We start from the raw sequence: 14,356 nt of genomic DNA on the forward strand, positions 1-14,356 counted from the left end.
CGACATCCGGATGCTCCGGCATCCGTTGAATCCCATCTCTCAGTAAGGAAACACCCATGGCTGGAAAGGCAACCGGCGATCGCCGGAAGCCGCGGAAGGGCGCGAAGAACGCAGCCCCCGCGAAGGCGATCCGTGTCGGTCTCATCGACTACAAGGACGTCGCGACGCTTCGCAAGTTCATCTCGGAGCGCGGGAAGATCCGCGCCCGTCGTATCACCGGTGTCTCGGTGCAGGAGCAGCGTCTGATCGCCAAGGCGATCAAGAACGCGCGCGAAATGGCGCTCCTGCCCTACGCCGGCGCTGGCCGCTAAGGAGCACCCGATGGCAAAGCTGATTCTCACGAACGAGGTCGCCGGGCTCGGAAGCGCCGGTGACGTTGTCGAGGTCAAGAACGGGTTCGCCCGCAACTACCTCATCCCTCAGGGCTTCGCGGTCACGTGGACCCGTGGTGGCGAGAAGCAGGTGGCGTCGATTCGCGCCGCCCGCGACGCTCGCGCGATCCACGACCACGAAGAGGCTGTGGCGCTCAAGAACTCCCTCGAGTCCAACAAGGTGCGCCTGACCGTCAAGGCCGGCGCCGAGGGCCGTCTGTTCGGCTCGGTGAAGACCGAGGCCGTGGCCGACGCCGTCAAGGCCGCCGGTCTCGGCGAGCTCGACAAGCGCAAGATCCACATCACCTCGCCGATCAAGTCGGTGGGCGAGCACGAGGCGACGGTCCGTCTTCGCGACGACCTCACCGCCGTGATCACCCTGCAGGTGGTCGCCGCCAAGTAAGGCGCGATGCACAGAACGGATGCCGCGGACCTTCGGGTCCGCGGCATCCGTCTTTTCCGTCCCCGCCGCAGTGCGCGGTCGTCGGGGCGGAGACGGATGCTGCGAGCCCCCCGGGTCGCAGCATCCGCCTTGTCTCATAGCCCACCGTTGCGGGGCGACCGATCCAGGCATGGCGGCCGCCCCACGAACGATGGGCGATGAGTGTGGCGGGAGAGTCCTCTGGGGAGCGACCCTCCCGCCGCGCTCGGTGAGCCGCCGGAGACACTGGGGATGCCTCCGGCCGGAGTGCTACGCCGAGCGCCGCCGCGACATGAGCGTCAGCGCGCCGACGGCGAGCAGCACCATGCTCAGCAGCAGCACGGGGAGTGCGCTCATCCCTCCCGTCGCGGCGAGGGCGATGGCACCGGCCGTGTCACCGGCGACCGCGCCGTTGACCACGTCACCGTCCGAGTCCGATCCGGGCCCGGCCGGCCCGGTAGGCCCGGTGGGGTCGGTCGGGTCCGTGGGGTCGGTCGGGTCGGTCGGGTCCGTCGGGACGACGACCGGCGACTCGGTGGTGGTGTCGCCGACCACCGAGACGGCGTTGCCGCCCACGGTGATCGGCGCGGAGATCGGCGCCAGCACCTGAGTGCCGCCGAGGATCCCGTCGCTGCCGCTGGTGGTGCCGTTGCCGCCGGTGCCGCCGGTGGCGGGCACCGTCGTCGAGCCCGTCGACGCGCTGTCGCCGAGCACCGAGATGGCGTTGCCGGATGCGGTGATCGGCGCCGTCACGGGCGCGATCACCTGGGTGCCGCCGGCGATGGAGTCGGTGCCGTCGGTCGTGCCGCCGGTGATGCCGCCGGTCGAGCCCGCGGTGCCGGGGCCGGTGGTCGCGCCGTCGCTCGTGGAGTCACCGAGCACCGAGATGGCGTTGCCGCCGACGGTGACCGGCGCCTGCACCGGAGCGACCACCTGCGTGCCGCCGGCGATGGAGTCGGTGCCGCCGGTGGTGGCGGTGCCGGTGGAGCCGCCGTTCGTGCCCGGCGCCGTCTGAGCGTTCGAACTCTCGGAGTCGTCGACGACCGAGATGGCGTTGCCGCTCACCGTGATCGGGACGGCGACGGAGACGAGCCCCTGGGTGCCCGAGAGCAGCCCGTCGGAGCCGGAGGTCGATGCCGTGCCGGATGAACCGCTCGCCGGCGCAGGGGCCGCGGTCGCGGCATCCGTCGACGAACTGTCACCGACGACCGACACGGAGTTGCCGGAGACGGCGACCGGAACGGCCACGGTGATCAGGGCCTGCGTGCCGGAGGCCGTGCCGCCCGCTCCGCCGGTCGTGGCGGTCGGCGACGAGGCGGGGGCGGGAGCAGCCGTCGAGGCCTGTCCGCTGTGGGAGTCACCGAGGACCGAGAGCGAGGTGCCGCCGACGGTCACGGGGAGGGTGACGTCGAGGACGGCCTGGGTGCCCGAGAGCAGCCCGTCATCCCCTGTCGTCTCGGCCGCGTTGGCGACCGTTGCGCCGAGCAGCGTGACGCCGCCGGCGAGGAGCGTGCCCAGGAGGGCGCGCGTGATGAAAGTACGCATGATGTTTCCCCTTTGGTCTGACTGATTCATGTCGAAGCGCGGGAGAGCGCGCCGTTGCTCAGCCGCCGGAGAAGGCGGCGATGAGCGGATCAGTCGGGGGAGACGTCGGTGGATCCTGCAGGCGCTGCCGGCGCGTGCTCGTCCTCGGGTCCAGCGCGACGCACCCAGGCACGGAGAGCGACGAGAGGACCGAGGGCGACGAGCGCCCAGGCGCCGGAACCCGCACCACCGGGTCCCGAGGAGGAAGTCGACGGCGGGCAGAGCGCTCCCGTCGGAGTGAGAAGACCGCGTGCGCCCGACGACGCCGTGGACGCAGCTGTGGCGCTCGCGGTGGCCGTGGTGCCCGTCTCGTATGCGTTCGGGTAGGCCGAGAGAGCGGATGCCGCGCCCGGCACGCCCGCGTGCGGGGCGCCGGAGAGCAGGACCACGTCGAGGGCGGGCAGCGGGTGGCCCCCGACGGGAATCGAAGGACCGCCCGGAGAACCCGGAAGTCCGGGCACCGCGATGGGCGGGAGTCCGAGCCCGGCGCCCGTGTCGGTGACGACCACGAGCAGATCGCCCACGGTGTGGTCGACCGTATGTCCGAGATCGGTCACGGCGTCGTCCAGGCCGAGGCCCGACACGAGGTCGCCGACCACGGGAACGTCGGCGACGGCGTCGACGACGGGCCGGGCGACCGATCCGACCACGCCGGCGGAGACGACATCGGTCACCGGCCGGGTCGCCGTCGAGACGACGGAGCCGACGGAGGCGACGACGTCGCGAACCGGCTGCGCCACCGGAGCGGGCGCGACGTCGACGACGGTGTTCACCACTCGGGTGACACTGCCGGTGACGGTCGAAACCGTGTCCGTGACGGTCGACGCGGTCGTGTCGACGAGAGAGGTGACGGCACCCAGCAGGCTGTCATCGTCGGATTCCTCCGCGTGCGCGTCGCCCGAGCCGAGCCCGAGGAGCAGCGAGAGCAGGATCCAGGCGAACGCGGTGAAGGTCCCGACAAGGGCTGATCGCCAAAGCCTCGGCAGCGACTGCGAAGTTGCGATATCCACGTTCACCTCCCACGACGAGTAACGCCACACGATCCGAACGGAACGTGCTGAGGGTGCCTGGACTCCACAGGCTAGACCCGCACCCCGGGCGGTGTCCAGGGGTGTTCCGAATTCTTCGCAACCTGGACATCGGAAGCTCGGCGCGGCGGAATTGTGCACAACCGACCGACTTGCAGACCGAACCTTCAAGGCATACTTCAACCACATCCTCCTCCACAGGTTGTGAATCAGGTAATGCCTGATCAATGTAGATTTTCATTGGGGGGTGATCGCCGAGACCGGGAGTTCTCCACACCCGTTGTTCACAGGTCTTACGGCGTTTCACGCAGACTCTCCACACAGTTATCCACAGGTGCTGTTGCGGACGTGGGATGGCGTCCTTAGCGTGGGGTGCGGCCCAACGGGGCGAGGTGTGACCGGTGTCGCAGCGTGGCGATGTCGGTGGTTCGTGGTCCGCTTGACCATGTCGGCGGTGCTTCAGTCGAAGCATCCGCCATCGAGTCTCGAGCGTGCCCACAGCCCGCCCTGCCCCCGCGTCACCCGAATGCACTCTGGAGGATCCTGCACCTATGTCGATCGCCGACATCTCCGAAGAGCGCATGGGTCCGCCGCGCGAGTTCGAGCGCACGCCCCCGCACGATCTTCTCGCCGAGCAGAGCGCCCTCGGAGGCATGCTGCTGTCGAAGGATGCCGTGGCCGACGTCATCGAGACGCTTCGCGGCGTCGACTTCTACATCCCGAAGCACGAGCTGATCTTCGAGGCGATCCTCACGCTGTACTCCCACGGCGAGCCGACGGATGTCGTCGCGGTCACCGACGAGCTCATCAAGACCGGTGAGCTGCAGCGCGCCGGCGGCGCGGACTACCTGCACACGCTCACCTCGATCGTGCCGACGGCGGCGAACGCCGGCTACTACGCGTCGATCGTGTCGGAGCGTGCGCTGCTGCGCCGCCTCGTCGACGCCGGCACACGCATCGTGCAGATGGGCTACTCCGGTCAGGGCGAGGCGCTGGACCTCGTCAACACGGCGCAGGCGGAGATCTACTCCGTCACCGGCACGGAGGCCGCCGAGGACTACGTGCCCCTCACGGTCGCGGTCGACGCGGCCGTCGAGGAGATCGAGGCCGCCCGCGGGCGCGACGGTCAGATGACCGGCATCCCGACCGGCTTCTCAGGTCTCGACCAGCTCACCAACGGTCTCCACCCCGGTCAGATGATCATCATCGCCGCGCGACCGGCGATGGGTAAGTCGACCCTCGCGCTCGACTTCGCGCGCGTCGCCGCGATCAAGCACGACATGCCGACCATCTTCTTCTCGCTCGAAATGGGCCGCAGCGAGATCGCGATGCGACTCATGAGCGCTGAGGGGTCGATCCCCCTGCAGGCGATGCGCAAGGGCACGCTCGACTCGCGGGACTGGACGACGATCGCCGCCACGCGCGGGCGGATCAACGACGCTCCGCTGTACATCGACGACAGCCCCAACATGACCCTCGTCGAGATCCGCGCGAAGTGCCGTCGGCTCAAGCAGAAGGCGGGCCTCAAGATGGTGGTCATCGACTACCTGCAGCTCATGACGAGCGGCAAGCGCGTCGAGTCGCGCCAGCAGGAGGTCTCGGAGTTCTCGCGTGCGCTCAAGCTCCTCGCTAAGGAGCTCGGCGTTCCCGTCGTCGCGCTGTCGCAGCTGAACCGTGGCGCCGAGCAGCGCTCCGACAAGAAGCCCGCGCTCTCCGATCTGCGCGAGTCGGGCTCGATCGAGCAGGATGCCGACATGGTGGTGCTGCTGCACCGCGAAGCAGCGTACGAGAAGGACAGCCCGCGCGCGGGCGAGGCCGACCTCATCGTCGCCAAGCACCGCAACGGCCCGACCGACACCATCACCGTCGCCTTCCAGGGGCACTTCTCGCGCTTCACCGACATGGCACCCGGCGGAGATTTCCAGTAGGGCGAAGCTCGAGGGAGAGCACCGCGATGAGACCGCTCCGATACTCCATCAACGTCACGCTCGACGGATGCTGCCATCACGAGGCAGGACTCCCACCCGACGAGGAGTCGATGCGCTTCTGGACCGACGAGATGGAACGAGCCGACGCGCTGCTGTTCGGCCGGATGACCTACGAGATGATGGCGTCGGCGTGGCGGCGGCCGGCCACGGGAACGTGGCCGGACTGGATGCGCGAGTGGGAGCTTCCCTTCGCCGAGGCCATCGACGAGACGAGGAAGTACGTCGTGTCGAGCACGCTCGACGGCGTCGACTGGAATGCCGAGCTGGTGCGAGGCGACCTCGGTGAAGCCGTCCGGCGGCTCAAGCAGGAGCCCGGCGAAGGCCTGTGGGTGGGCGGCGTGACCCTTCCGCTGGCGTTGGCGGATCTGGGACTGATCGACGAGTACGAGTTCGTTGTGCAGCCGGTCCTGGCCGGACACGGACCGACCCTGCTCGCCGGTCTGCGCGAGCGCATCCAGCTCGAACTCGTGAATCGGCGAGAGTTTCGGTCCGGTGCGGTCGCCATGAGGTACCGCCCCACGCACACCGCGGGCTGACGGGATCGGTCACAGCTGCGGACGAGGCGCCCGGCTGAAGGTCCGAACGCGGTCGTAGGCCGTGGTGGCCACGAGTCCGCCGGCGATGCCGATCGCGCCGATCACGATGATTCCGATCCAGGCGCCGCCGAGCCCGGCAGCGGGCGCGCCGTCGAAGTAGAACAGCGACCGCGTGCCGTCGATGACGAAGCGGAACGGCGCGAACGCCGAAACCGCTCGGAAGAACGGCGGGGTGGCCTCGAGCGGCACGATCCCTCCGGATGACACCATCGCCAGCGCGACGAAGAACAGCGTGTTGACGAGGGCTCCGATGCCGGGCCCGAGAAGGGCGAAGACAGCGAGCGCACTCGTGCCGATCGCGGCGATCGCGGCCGTGGCGAAGAGCCACAGGCTGAACGGCGCGTCGACCGCGACCCCGGATCCTGCCGCCACGAGCTGCACTACGAGTGCCGCCGGCGGTGCAGCGGCGGTGAGGATGCCGGCCTTCACGACGAACGTGCGGCGGCGCGACACGTGCGTGTAGCGGCTGCGTGCGACGAGTGGTCCGAGTTCGGCCGGAATGAAGCCGAGCGCGCCGTCGACGATCGGACCGATGAGAGAGGCGCCGATGAACGCGATGAGCACGAGGGCGAGAGCGAAGTAGAACGCGCTCGTACCGAGCCCGGAGTGTGAGGGGAGCGGCTCGTATGGCGCCGTCGCGACGTGGAACGGCGCGGAGAGAAGAGCCGCGTTCGCGGCGGGAAGCGCCGGGCCGGCCGTGTCGGTGAGCTCACCGCCGACTGTCGCCGCGACGCCGTGCAGCACCGGCGTGAGGCTGGAGATGACCAGCCCGCTGCTCAGTCCGCCGTCACCGGCGTTGGTTTCGATCCGCACGGTCGGAACGGTGACCCGGTCGGCGCCGGGGAGGAGCGTGGCGAGGGACGCGTCGAAGTCGGCGGGGATCACGACCGCGCCGGCCACACGATCCTCGTGCATCGCGACCTCGAGCTCCTGGGGCGTCATCCGGGTCAGCGCGACCGACTCGTCCACGGCGGACGTGATCGCATCCGCCAGCGTCGCGGCCGGGGATCCGGCTGCCGCCGGACTCTCGACCACCAGACCGACCGGCAGCCCCGACACCGTGCCCGATGGGTCCGAGGTCGCCGAGAGATAGATCGCCGGCAGAGCGGCGGCGACGCCGACGATGAGCGCGACCGGCATGAGCCAGGTGCGGAGGCTGCGCAGCGGATGCCGCGACGGGGCGTCCCCTGTCTCGGCGACGGCCCGATCGACGGTGGGCAGCTGCGTGGTCATGAGATCAGGCCCAGGGCGCGGAGGACCGGCTCGATCACGGGGGTGTCGGCGATGGCGCCGAACTGTCCGGCGGAGCCGATCGACAGGACCGAACCGGCGGAGCCGATGGAGGCGAGCGAGCCGACAGAGCCGATCGACAGGATCGACGCGAAGGAGGCGGTCGATGCGATCGACGCGGCCGATACGGCGCTGAGGATCGAGGACCAGCTGAGCACCGACGCGTACGAGCGCGAAGACAGCGAGGACAGCAGCGACCGGTCGTTCGTCCGGTGCAGATTCAGGGTGTGGGCGGTGGTGTTCATGGCCGTTCCTTTCGAGAGGGCTTGACATTGTCAAGCGGGTGGTTGACTCGATGATGGCGCAGGTACTTGACACTGTCAAGTACCTGTGTCAACATTCTTTCCATCACCACTTGACGCCGTCAAGTCCACCGAAAGGAACATCATGAACACCACCACTCCCACTGCCGTTCTCGTACACGGCGCATTCGCGGATGCGTCGGGCTTCGCCGGCATCATCCGCGAACTCGTCGCGCAGGGGTACGACGTCGTCGCGCCCGCGAACCCGCTCCGCGGAGTCGCGCACGACGCGGCCGCGATTCGCGGAGCGGCCGCCGCCGTCGACGGACCCGTCGTCCTCGTCGGCCACTCGTACGGCGGCGCAGTGATCACCCAGGCGGCCGAGGGCCTCGACAACCTGAAGGGCCTCGTCTACCTGGCCGCCTTCGCCCCCGCCGTCGGCGAGAGCGTGGGCAGCGTGCAGGAGCCGTTCCCGGCCCCGCTTCTCGCAAGCACCGTGCGCCCGACCCCGTACGACGCTGTCGGCGCTGTCGGCGGTCCGGACCTCGTCATCGACCGGGCCCGGTTCCGCGAGACCTTCGCCGCCGACGTGGCCGTCGATCTCGTCGATGTCATGGCGGCATCGCAGCGCCCGCTCGCCGCGGCGGCCGCGGGCGAGCCGCTGACGCACGCCGGCTGGGACGCGCACCCCACCTGGTACCTGGTCTCGAGCCGCGATCGCGCGATCGCCCCCGAGGCGCAGCGGTTCATGGCCGAGCGCATGGGCGCGACCACGCGCGAGATCGACGGCAGCCACACGGCCTTCGTCGCGCGTCCGGCCGAGGTCGCCGCGTTCATCGGCGAGGCGCTCACGGCGCTCGGGAACTAGCGCTCAGCGCTCCGACACCGGAAGGATCAGGCCATGAGAATCGACCTGAGTGGGCGAGTCGCCCTCGTCACCGGATCCAGTGCGGGCATCGGGCGGGCGATCGCGGAATCGCTCGCCCGGGCTGGCGCGGACGTCGTCGTGAACGGGCGCAACTCCGCGCGCGTCGCAGAGGTCGCCGCCGAGCTCGGCGCGCGCGGCATCGCCGCAGACGTCAGCACCGCGGACGGCGCACAGCAGCTGTTCGCGCAGCTGCCCGATGTCGACATCCTGGTGAACAACACCGGCGCCTTCCCGGCGCGGCCGGTCTTCGACATCGAGGATGCCGAATGGCGCGACCTGTTCGAGACCAATGTGCTGTCGGGGGTGCGACTCACGCGCCACTACGGCCCGCGGATGGCGGAGCGCGGACTCGGCCGCATCGTCTTCGTCTCGAGCGAGGCGGGCGTGCAGCCGCCGACGAACATGGTGCACTACGGGATGACGAAGACCGCCCAGCTCGCCGTCTCGCGCGGTTACGCCCAGGCGCTCGCCGGCACGGGCGTCACCGTGAACAGCGTTCTCGCCGGCCCCACCATGAGCGATGGAGTGCTCGCGATGTGGGACGACCTCTACCCCGGCCTCGATCGCGCGGCCCAGGAGGCGCAGTTCATCGCCGACGGGCGGGTCGCCGGGTCGCTCCTCGGGCGCGTCATCCGTCCGGAGGAGATCGCGCACCTCGTCACGTATGTGGCATCCGACTACTCGTCCGCGACGACGGGCCGTGCACTGGGCGTCGACGGAGGCCTGGTGCCGACGATCCTGCCCTGAGTCCCTGACACGCCGATGGCCCCGGTCCGCAGTGGACCGGGGCCATCGAACTCGTCGGGGGACTCAGCTGCTGAAGGCGTCCTTGACGTCGTCGCCGGCCTTCTTCAGGTTGGCCTTGGTCTGGTCGGCCTTGCCCTCGGCTTCGAGGCGCTCGTTGTCGGTCGCGTCGCCGACGGCCTCCTTGGCCTTGCCCTTCATGTCTTCCATGTTGTGCTTGATGTCGTCGCCCATACCCATGGCGATCCCCTTTCCGTTGCGGACTCGTGGTCCGGTGGCCGATCGGGCCGACGTGGTCGGCTCGTGCTTCGACGCTACGACCGCACCCGCGGCGGTCGCACACGGTTGCATTTCACGGATCGGGGGCGTAGCCTCCGCAGCCGCGCGACGGCTGCGCGATGGCTAGGAGACGGCTGCGCGCACCAGTTCGGTGACCCTCTTCTCGACTGCCGGGGTCCAGGCGCGGACGGCGAAGCCGATGGGCCAGAAGTCGCCGTCGTCGAGGTTCGCGCGGTCCTCGAAGCCGATGGTGGCGTACCGCGTCTTGAACTTCTTCGCCGGCTGGAGGAACACGACGATCTTGCCCTCGGCGTTCGCGTAGCCGGGCATCCCGTAGTAGGTCTTCGGCACGAGGTCGGGCGCGACCTCCGTGACGACCTCGTGCAGGCCCTCGGCGAGCGGCTTGTCCTCGGGCTCGAGCTTGGCGATCGCGTCGAGCACGGACTTCAGGCCGGCCTCGCGGCTCTTGCCCGCCTTCTCCTGGGCGCGCAGCTCCTTCGCGCGCTCCTTGACGGCGGCGCGCTCGTCGGCGGACAGTCCCTCGGATGTGGTCTTCTCGGCCATGGTGGTCTCCTTCACGAATCCCGGTCGCTTCGGCGACCCGTGCCGGCCACGCTACGCGGGGTGGGCGAGCCGTGCTTCTCCGATCCTGACCGATGCCTCTCGACCCTCCGAATGGGGACTCGCCAAGACACGCCGTGCGCAGTGTCTTCGCTCCGGCGTGTCTTGGCGACTCGATGGGTCTGCGAGGCTGGAGGGGTGCTGACCGATGCCGCCCTCGAGTTCCTCGCGGAGTACCACCTCGCGACCCTGTCGACCCTCGGACGCCGTGACCGCGTCCACGCGGTGCCGGTGGGCTTCACCTTCGAGGACGGAATCGTGCGGGTGATCGGCACCCGCGGGTCGCAGAAGTTCCTCAACGCCCAGCGCAGCGGGCGCGCCGCCGTGTGCTCGGTGGACCGCGCGCGGTGGATCAGCTTCGAGGGTCCTGCGGTCGTGAAGGATGAGCCGGATGCCGTCGCCCACGCCGTCGCGCTCTACGCCGGCCGCTACCGTCAGCCGCGGGTGAACCCCGACCGGGTCGTCCTCGAGCTGACGGTCGACCGCGTCCTCGGCTCGCCCCAGTTCACGAGCGCGCGCTGACCTCGCGCCAAGAGCGCACGCTGACCTCGACCCCGCGCCGCGGCGCGCTGACCTCGCCCTCGCGCCGCGGCGCGCTGACGGGCGTCGAGTCGCCAGGACACGCCGTCCACGCGGCAGAACTCCGGCGTGTTTTGGTGACTCGCGGAATGGACGGTCGGGTCAGAACCCGATGGCGGCCTTGTAGACGGGCAGCAGGCCGGTGCGCACGCCCGATGCCGAAGGCTTCGGCTGGAACACGCTCGAGTTGTGGTTGCCCTCGATGACGGCGGGGCCGTCGGGGGTGATCGCGATGTCCCATCCGACGTAGCGGATCTGGGGGATGCGGCGCACGATGTCCTCGAGCAGCACGAGCACCTCGTCGTACTCCGGCACCGCGAACCCGACGATCGACGTACCGGTCTTGGGGTGCGTCGCATAGACGTTGCTGTTCTTGTCGACGCCGGGGTAGAGCGCGACGCCGTGCTCGTCGAGAAGCGTGAACATGCCGCCCGAGGCGAAGTTGTCGATCGAGGCGCCGTTGCCGATGCGCAGCACCGCGGCGAGCAGATGCAGGGTGTCGGCATCCGGGTCGTAGTACGTGATCATGCGCAGCGTGTTCACGCTGTCGGGGTAGAGCGACGACATCGCCTCGTGCTGCACGAGCAGCTCCTCGACGAGCGTCTGGTCGGCCTCGATGAGCCGGGCGCGGAAGGCCGCGGCATCCGTCGCCTCACTCGCCGGGTACACCGAGATGCCGGAGCCGCCCTCGGACGCCGCGGGCTTGGCGATGACGCGCCCGTGCTTCGCGACGAACGCGCCGACCTCGTCGTCGGTGGCGGTGCGCGCGTCGATCCACTCGCGGTGGATGACGTCGGCGAACTCGCCGTAGAAGCTGATCTTGTCCTCGAACCGGTGATATGCGGCGGGGTCGTTGTAGAGCTTCGTGATGCTGTTCGACTTCGGGTGGGTCATCCACGTCTTGCGCTCGCGGGCGTTGAGGAGCCGGATGTCCCACACCGCGTAGTCGCGGAACCCCATGTCGTAGCGCACCGAGCACCACAGCATGTCGGCGATGATCACGGGCAGCGGCGCCTTGGAGACCTTCTGCACCTGCCGGCCGAACTCGATCAGGTTGCTCGGGCGCAGTCTGCGCGCGCGGTTGAGCAGATACCCCACCCGGGCACTCCCTGCACTCATGTCGCGAACCTTCCTGCGGGCTTCAGAATCGCATCGCGGCACGATAGCGCGGGAGCAGCCCCCGGCGGATGCCCGACACGGTCGGCTTGGACTGGAACACGCCGCTGTTGTGGTTGCCCTCGATCACGACGGGAGCCTCGGGCGTGATCGCGATGTCCCACCCGATGTAGGGGAGGGCGGGAACGCGGCGGGCGACCCGATCGACCAGCGCGAGGATCTCGTCGTAGAGCGGCACCTGGAACCCGGTGATCTCGACACCGGTGATCGGATGCGTCGCGTACGCGTGCGCCTCCTCGTCGGCGGCGGCGTGGAGGGCGCGACCGTCGTCTCCGAGCATCGTGTACATGCCGCCGCTCGAGAAGTTGTCGATCACCCCGCCGTTGCCGATCTTGAGCACGGAGGCGAGCACGTGGACCTCGCCGTCGGGATCGAGGTAGCTGACGACCCGCAGCGAGTTGACGCTGCCCGGGTAGAGGCGTGCCATCTCGGGATGCTGCGTCAGCAGCTCCTCGATGAGCGTCTCTCCTGACGCGATCAACTCGTCGCGCAGTGCCGCGGGGTCGGTGATGCCGGCGGTCTCGCGCACCGTGATGCCGTTGCCGCCCACACCGCGCGGGTTCTTGGTGATGACGCGATCGTGCCGCCGCAGGAACGCGCCGAGCGCGGCCGCGTCGACCTCCTCGACGTCGAGCCACTCCCGGCCGAGCTCGTCGCCGAAACGGCGTGCGAACTGCAGCTTGTCGTCGAAGATCCCCCGCTGGCTGTCGTCGTTGAAGCGCCGCGACAGGTGGAACGACCGCGGATCGGTCATGTACGTCTTGCGCTCGCGCCCCTTGAGGATGCGGAAGTCCCACTCCGAGTAGTTCTCGAACGTGGTCTCGTAGCGCACCGCGCACCAGGCCATGTCGAGCACGACCCACCAGCGCGGAGCGCGGGTCAGCTTGGCCGACTGCGCGGCGAACTGATTCACCCGATCGAAGTCGAACGAGACCACGCGGCGCACGAAGAAGCGCGCGCGGCGGAAGAGCCGGTCGACCGAGGAGGGCATCCACCCATCCTATGTGGCGGCCCCGCACGTCCCCGGGGCCGCGGGGGCGGCATCCGCTCGGCTTGTCGTCACCGGCCGCGCGGCCTAGCGTGAGGTGTCGACCGACCCGTGGAGCACACATGACCTCGCAGCCCGATCAGATGCACGCCATCTCGGAGGACACCCGTCACACCGTGGACGACGTCCTCGGGTACGCGCGACGCCGCGCGCTGTACGAGGACATCCCCCTCGACAAGCCGATGCGGCCGAACGATCTGGCGCGTCTCGCATCGGGCTCGATCACCGACGAGGGGATCGGCGCGCGCCGCGCCATCGCACTGTTCGAGAACGTGCTCGCGCCGGCGTGCATCTCGACGGACCACCCCGGGTACCTCTCCTTCATCCCCTCCGCGCCGAGCAAGGCCTCGCTCGCGTTCGACGTCGTGGTGTCGGCATCCGCCATCTACGGCGGCTCGTGGATGGAAGGCGCCGGCGCCGTCTTCGCCGAGAACGAGGTGCTGCACTGGCTCGCGCGCGAGTTCGGTCTGCCCGCAACGGCCGGCGGGGTGTTCGTGCAGGGCGGCACGATCGGCAACCTCTCGGCGCTCGTGACGGCACGGGATGCCGCGCGCCGCCGCAACCGCGAGGCCGGCCATACGGATCCCGCCCGGTGGGCGGTCGTGTGCAGCGCCGAGGCGCACTCGTCGATCGCCTCTGCCGCCGCGGTGATGGACGTCGACGTGATCACGGCCGCACCCGATGCGCAGGGGCGCCTGCACGGCGACGCGGTCGCTCGGGTGCTCGACGAGCACGGCGGCGCGGTGTTCGCCGTCGTCGCCACCGGCGGCACCACGAACTTCGGGATCGTCGATGACATCGCCGGCGTCGCGGCCGCCACGAAGGAGCGCGGCGTGTGGCTGCACATCGACGGCGCCTACGGGCTCGCCGCGATGCTCGTGCCCGAGATGCGTCCCGTGTTCGCCGGTGTCGAGCGGGCGGATTCGGTGATCGTCGATCCGCACAAGTGGCTGTTCGCGCCGTTCGACGCCTGCGCGCTGATCTACCGTGAGCCGTCGCTCGCGCTGCAGGCGCACACGCAGAAGGCCGAATATCTCGACACGCTGACCGACTCCCCCGACTGGAACCCGTCCGATCTCGCCGTGCAGCTCACGCGCCGTTCGCGCGGGCTGCCGCTGTGGTTCTCGCTCGCGACCCACGGCACCGATCAGTACCGCGCCACCGTCCAGTACGGTATCGACCTCGCGCGTCGGATCGCCGACGAGATCGAGCGCCGAGACGGCGTCTCGCTCGTGCGCGAACCGCAGCTGTCCGTCGTGGTGTTCCGGCGCGAGGGATGGACGGCCGCCGACTACCAGGCCTGGTCGGACCGCCTTCTCGAGGAGCAGCGCGCCTTCGTCGTGCCGAGCTCGCACGCCGGCGAGCCGGTGCTGCGGTTCGCGATCATCAGCCCGCTGACGACCTACGAGCTGCTCGTCGACATCCTGGACTCGCTCAGCTGACCCGCCCTCAAACCCTGGC

The 14,356-nt window shown here is 69.6% G+C and carries 16 protein-coding genes; 8 read left to right on the forward strand and 8 right to left on the reverse strand.

Annotation, left to right across the window (positions count from 1 at the left end; all coding sequences use genetic code 11):
• Positions 1 to 56: 56 nt before the first annotated feature.
• Together rpsR and rplI are read left to right on the forward strand one after the other, a co-directional pair.
• Positions 57 to 311, forward strand: coding sequence for a 30S ribosomal protein S18 (rpsR, locus tag OL358_RS06450; protein ID WP_045301896.1), 255 nt, complete (start codon positions 57 to 59; stop codon positions 309 to 311).
• A 10-nt stretch (positions 312 to 321) separates the two neighbouring features.
• Positions 322 to 774, forward strand: coding sequence for a 50S ribosomal protein L9 (gene rplI, locus OL358_RS06455; RefSeq protein ID WP_264709125.1), 453 nt, complete (start codon positions 322 to 324; stop codon positions 772 to 774).
• 288 nt (positions 775 to 1,062) lie between these two features.
• Here the strand turns inward: rplI and OL358_RS06460 are convergent, their stop codons facing one another.
• Together OL358_RS06460 and OL358_RS06465 are read right to left on the reverse strand one after the other, a co-directional pair.
• On the reverse strand, positions 1,063 to 2,337 hold the full coding sequence (locus tag OL358_RS06460) for a chaplin family protein (protein ID WP_264709126.1): 1,275 nt from the start codon (positions 2,335 to 2,337) through the stop codon (positions 1,063 to 1,065).
• Between the two features lie 89 nt (positions 2,338 to 2,426).
• Complete coding sequence (locus OL358_RS06465; protein ID WP_264709127.1) at positions 2,427 to 3,386, reverse strand: hypothetical protein; 960 nt, start codon at positions 3,384 to 3,386, stop codon at positions 2,427 to 2,429.
• Between the two features lie 569 nt (positions 3,387 to 3,955).
• Between OL358_RS06465 and dnaB the strand changes: the two genes are divergently transcribed.
• The gene (gene dnaB / locus OL358_RS06470; RefSeq protein ID WP_264709128.1) at positions 3,956 to 5,332 is read left to right on the forward strand and encodes a replicative DNA helicase; all 1,377 of its coding nucleotides are present in this window, start codon (positions 3,956 to 3,958) and stop codon (positions 5,330 to 5,332) included.
• A 26-nt stretch (positions 5,333 to 5,358) separates the two neighbouring features.
• A complete protein-coding gene (locus OL358_RS06475) occupies positions 5,359 to 5,928 on the forward strand; it encodes a dihydrofolate reductase family protein (RefSeq protein ID WP_264709129.1) in 570 nt (189 codons plus the stop codon).
• 9 nt (positions 5,929 to 5,937) lie between these two features.
• Here the strand turns inward: OL358_RS06475 and OL358_RS06480 are convergent, their stop codons facing one another.
• Both OL358_RS06480 and OL358_RS06485 read right to left on the reverse strand, forming a co-directional pair.
• A complete protein-coding gene (locus tag OL358_RS06480; protein WP_264709130.1) occupies positions 5,938 to 7,221 on the reverse strand; it encodes a YhgE/Pip domain-containing protein in 1,284 nt (427 codons plus the stop codon).
• Positions 7,218 to 7,523 carry a hypothetical protein gene (locus OL358_RS06485; RefSeq protein WP_264709131.1) on the reverse strand — a complete coding sequence of 102 codons (306 nt, stop codon included), beginning with the start codon at positions 7,521 to 7,523 and terminating at the stop codon, positions 7,218 to 7,220. The genes OL358_RS06480 and OL358_RS06485 overlap by 4 nt, the downstream gene beginning before the upstream one ends.
• Before the next feature lie 142 nt (positions 7,524 to 7,665).
• On the opposite strand from OL358_RS06485, the gene OL358_RS06490 reads away from it, so the two are divergent.
• Together OL358_RS06490 and OL358_RS06495 are read left to right on the forward strand one after the other, a co-directional pair.
• Entirely contained in the window at positions 7,666 to 8,388 is a 723-nt protein-coding gene (locus tag OL358_RS06490) for an alpha/beta fold hydrolase (RefSeq protein WP_264709132.1), read from the forward strand.
• Between the two features lie 33 nt (positions 8,389 to 8,421).
• A complete protein-coding gene (locus OL358_RS06495) occupies positions 8,422 to 9,195 on the forward strand; it encodes an SDR family NAD(P)-dependent oxidoreductase (RefSeq protein WP_264709133.1) in 774 nt (257 codons plus the stop codon).
• Positions 9,196 to 9,258: 63 nt separating this feature from the next.
• On the opposite strand, the gene OL358_RS06500 is transcribed toward OL358_RS06495, so the two are convergent.
• Together OL358_RS06500 and OL358_RS06505 are read right to left on the reverse strand one after the other, a co-directional pair.
• Positions 9,259 to 9,432, reverse strand: coding sequence for a CsbD family protein (locus tag OL358_RS06500; protein ID WP_264709134.1), 174 nt, complete (start codon positions 9,430 to 9,432; stop codon positions 9,259 to 9,261).
• A gap of 162 nt (positions 9,433 to 9,594) precedes the next feature.
• Positions 9,595 to 10,035: an iron chaperone gene (locus OL358_RS06505; RefSeq protein WP_264709135.1), complete on the reverse strand. Its 441-nt coding sequence runs from the start codon at positions 10,033 to 10,035 to the stop codon at positions 9,595 to 9,597.
• A gap of 195 nt (positions 10,036 to 10,230) precedes the next feature.
• On the opposite strand from OL358_RS06505, the gene OL358_RS06510 reads away from it, so the two are divergent.
• Positions 10,231 to 10,614 (forward strand): pyridoxamine 5'-phosphate oxidase family protein, encoded by a 384-nt coding sequence (locus OL358_RS06510; RefSeq protein WP_264709136.1) that lies wholly within the window; start codon positions 10,231 to 10,233, stop codon positions 10,612 to 10,614.
• Between the two features lie 159 nt (positions 10,615 to 10,773).
• Here the strand turns inward: OL358_RS06510 and OL358_RS06515 are convergent, their stop codons facing one another.
• Together OL358_RS06515 and OL358_RS06520 are read right to left on the reverse strand one after the other, a co-directional pair.
• Positions 10,774 to 11,790 (reverse strand): sugar-transfer associated ATP-grasp domain-containing protein, encoded by a 1,017-nt coding sequence (locus OL358_RS06515; RefSeq protein WP_264709137.1) that lies wholly within the window; start codon positions 11,788 to 11,790, stop codon positions 10,774 to 10,776.
• A gap of 22 nt (positions 11,791 to 11,812) precedes the next feature.
• On the reverse strand, positions 11,813 to 12,838 hold the full coding sequence (locus OL358_RS06520; protein WP_264709138.1) for a sugar-transfer associated ATP-grasp domain-containing protein: 1,026 nt from the start codon (positions 12,836 to 12,838) through the stop codon (positions 11,813 to 11,815).
• Between the two features lie 119 nt (positions 12,839 to 12,957).
• Between OL358_RS06520 and OL358_RS06525 the strand changes: the two genes are divergently transcribed.
• Complete coding sequence (locus OL358_RS06525; protein ID WP_264709139.1) at positions 12,958 to 14,337, forward strand: pyridoxal phosphate-dependent decarboxylase family protein; 1,380 nt, start codon at positions 12,958 to 12,960, stop codon at positions 14,335 to 14,337.
• Positions 14,338 to 14,356: the final 19 nt, after the last annotated feature.

It is taken from the genome of Microbacterium sp. SSM24 (assembly GCF_025989145.1).
Classification (GTDB): domain Bacteria; phylum Actinomycetota; class Actinomycetes; order Actinomycetales; family Microbacteriaceae; genus Microbacterium.

Excerpts from the sequence above, each read along its gene's own strand:
- rpsR (WP_045301896.1), top strand. The coding sequence starts at position 57 with ATGGCTGGAAAGGCAACCGGCGATCGCCGGAAGCCGCGGAAGGGCGCG.
- rplI (WP_264709125.1), top strand. The coding sequence starts at position 322 with ATGGCAAAGCTGATTCTCACGAACGAGGTCGCCGGGCTCGGAAGCGCC.
- OL358_RS06460 (WP_264709126.1), bottom strand. The coding sequence starts at position 2,337 with ATGCGTACTTTCATCACGCGCGCCCTCCTGGGCACGCTCCTCGCCGGC.
- dnaB (WP_264709128.1), top strand. The coding sequence starts at position 3,956 with ATGTCGATCGCCGACATCTCCGAAGAGCGCATGGGTCCGCCGCGCGAG.
- OL358_RS06475 (WP_264709129.1), top strand. The coding sequence starts at position 5,359 with ATGAGACCGCTCCGATACTCCATCAACGTCACGCTCGACGGATGCTGC.
- OL358_RS06480 (WP_264709130.1), bottom strand. The coding sequence starts at position 7,221 with ATGACCACGCAGCTGCCCACCGTCGATCGGGCCGTCGCCGAGACAGGG.
- OL358_RS06485 (WP_264709131.1), bottom strand. The coding sequence starts at position 7,523 with ATGAACACCACCGCCCACACCCTGAATCTGCACCGGACGAACGACCGG.
- OL358_RS06490 (WP_264709132.1), top strand. The coding sequence starts at position 7,666 with ATGAACACCACCACTCCCACTGCCGTTCTCGTACACGGCGCATTCGCG.
- OL358_RS06495 (WP_264709133.1), top strand. The coding sequence starts at position 8,422 with ATGAGAATCGACCTGAGTGGGCGAGTCGCCCTCGTCACCGGATCCAGT.
- OL358_RS06500 (WP_264709134.1), bottom strand. The coding sequence starts at position 9,432 with ATGGGTATGGGCGACGACATCAAGCACAACATGGAAGACATGAAGGGC.
- OL358_RS06505 (WP_264709135.1), bottom strand. The coding sequence starts at position 10,035 with ATGGCCGAGAAGACCACATCCGAGGGACTGTCCGCCGACGAGCGCGCC.
- OL358_RS06515 (WP_264709137.1), bottom strand. The coding sequence starts at position 11,790 with ATGAGTGCAGGGAGTGCCCGGGTGGGGTATCTGCTCAACCGCGCGCGC.
- OL358_RS06520 (WP_264709138.1), bottom strand. The coding sequence starts at position 12,838 with ATGCCCTCCTCGGTCGACCGGCTCTTCCGCCGCGCGCGCTTCTTCGTG.
- OL358_RS06525 (WP_264709139.1), top strand. The coding sequence starts at position 12,958 with ATGACCTCGCAGCCCGATCAGATGCACGCCATCTCGGAGGACACCCGT.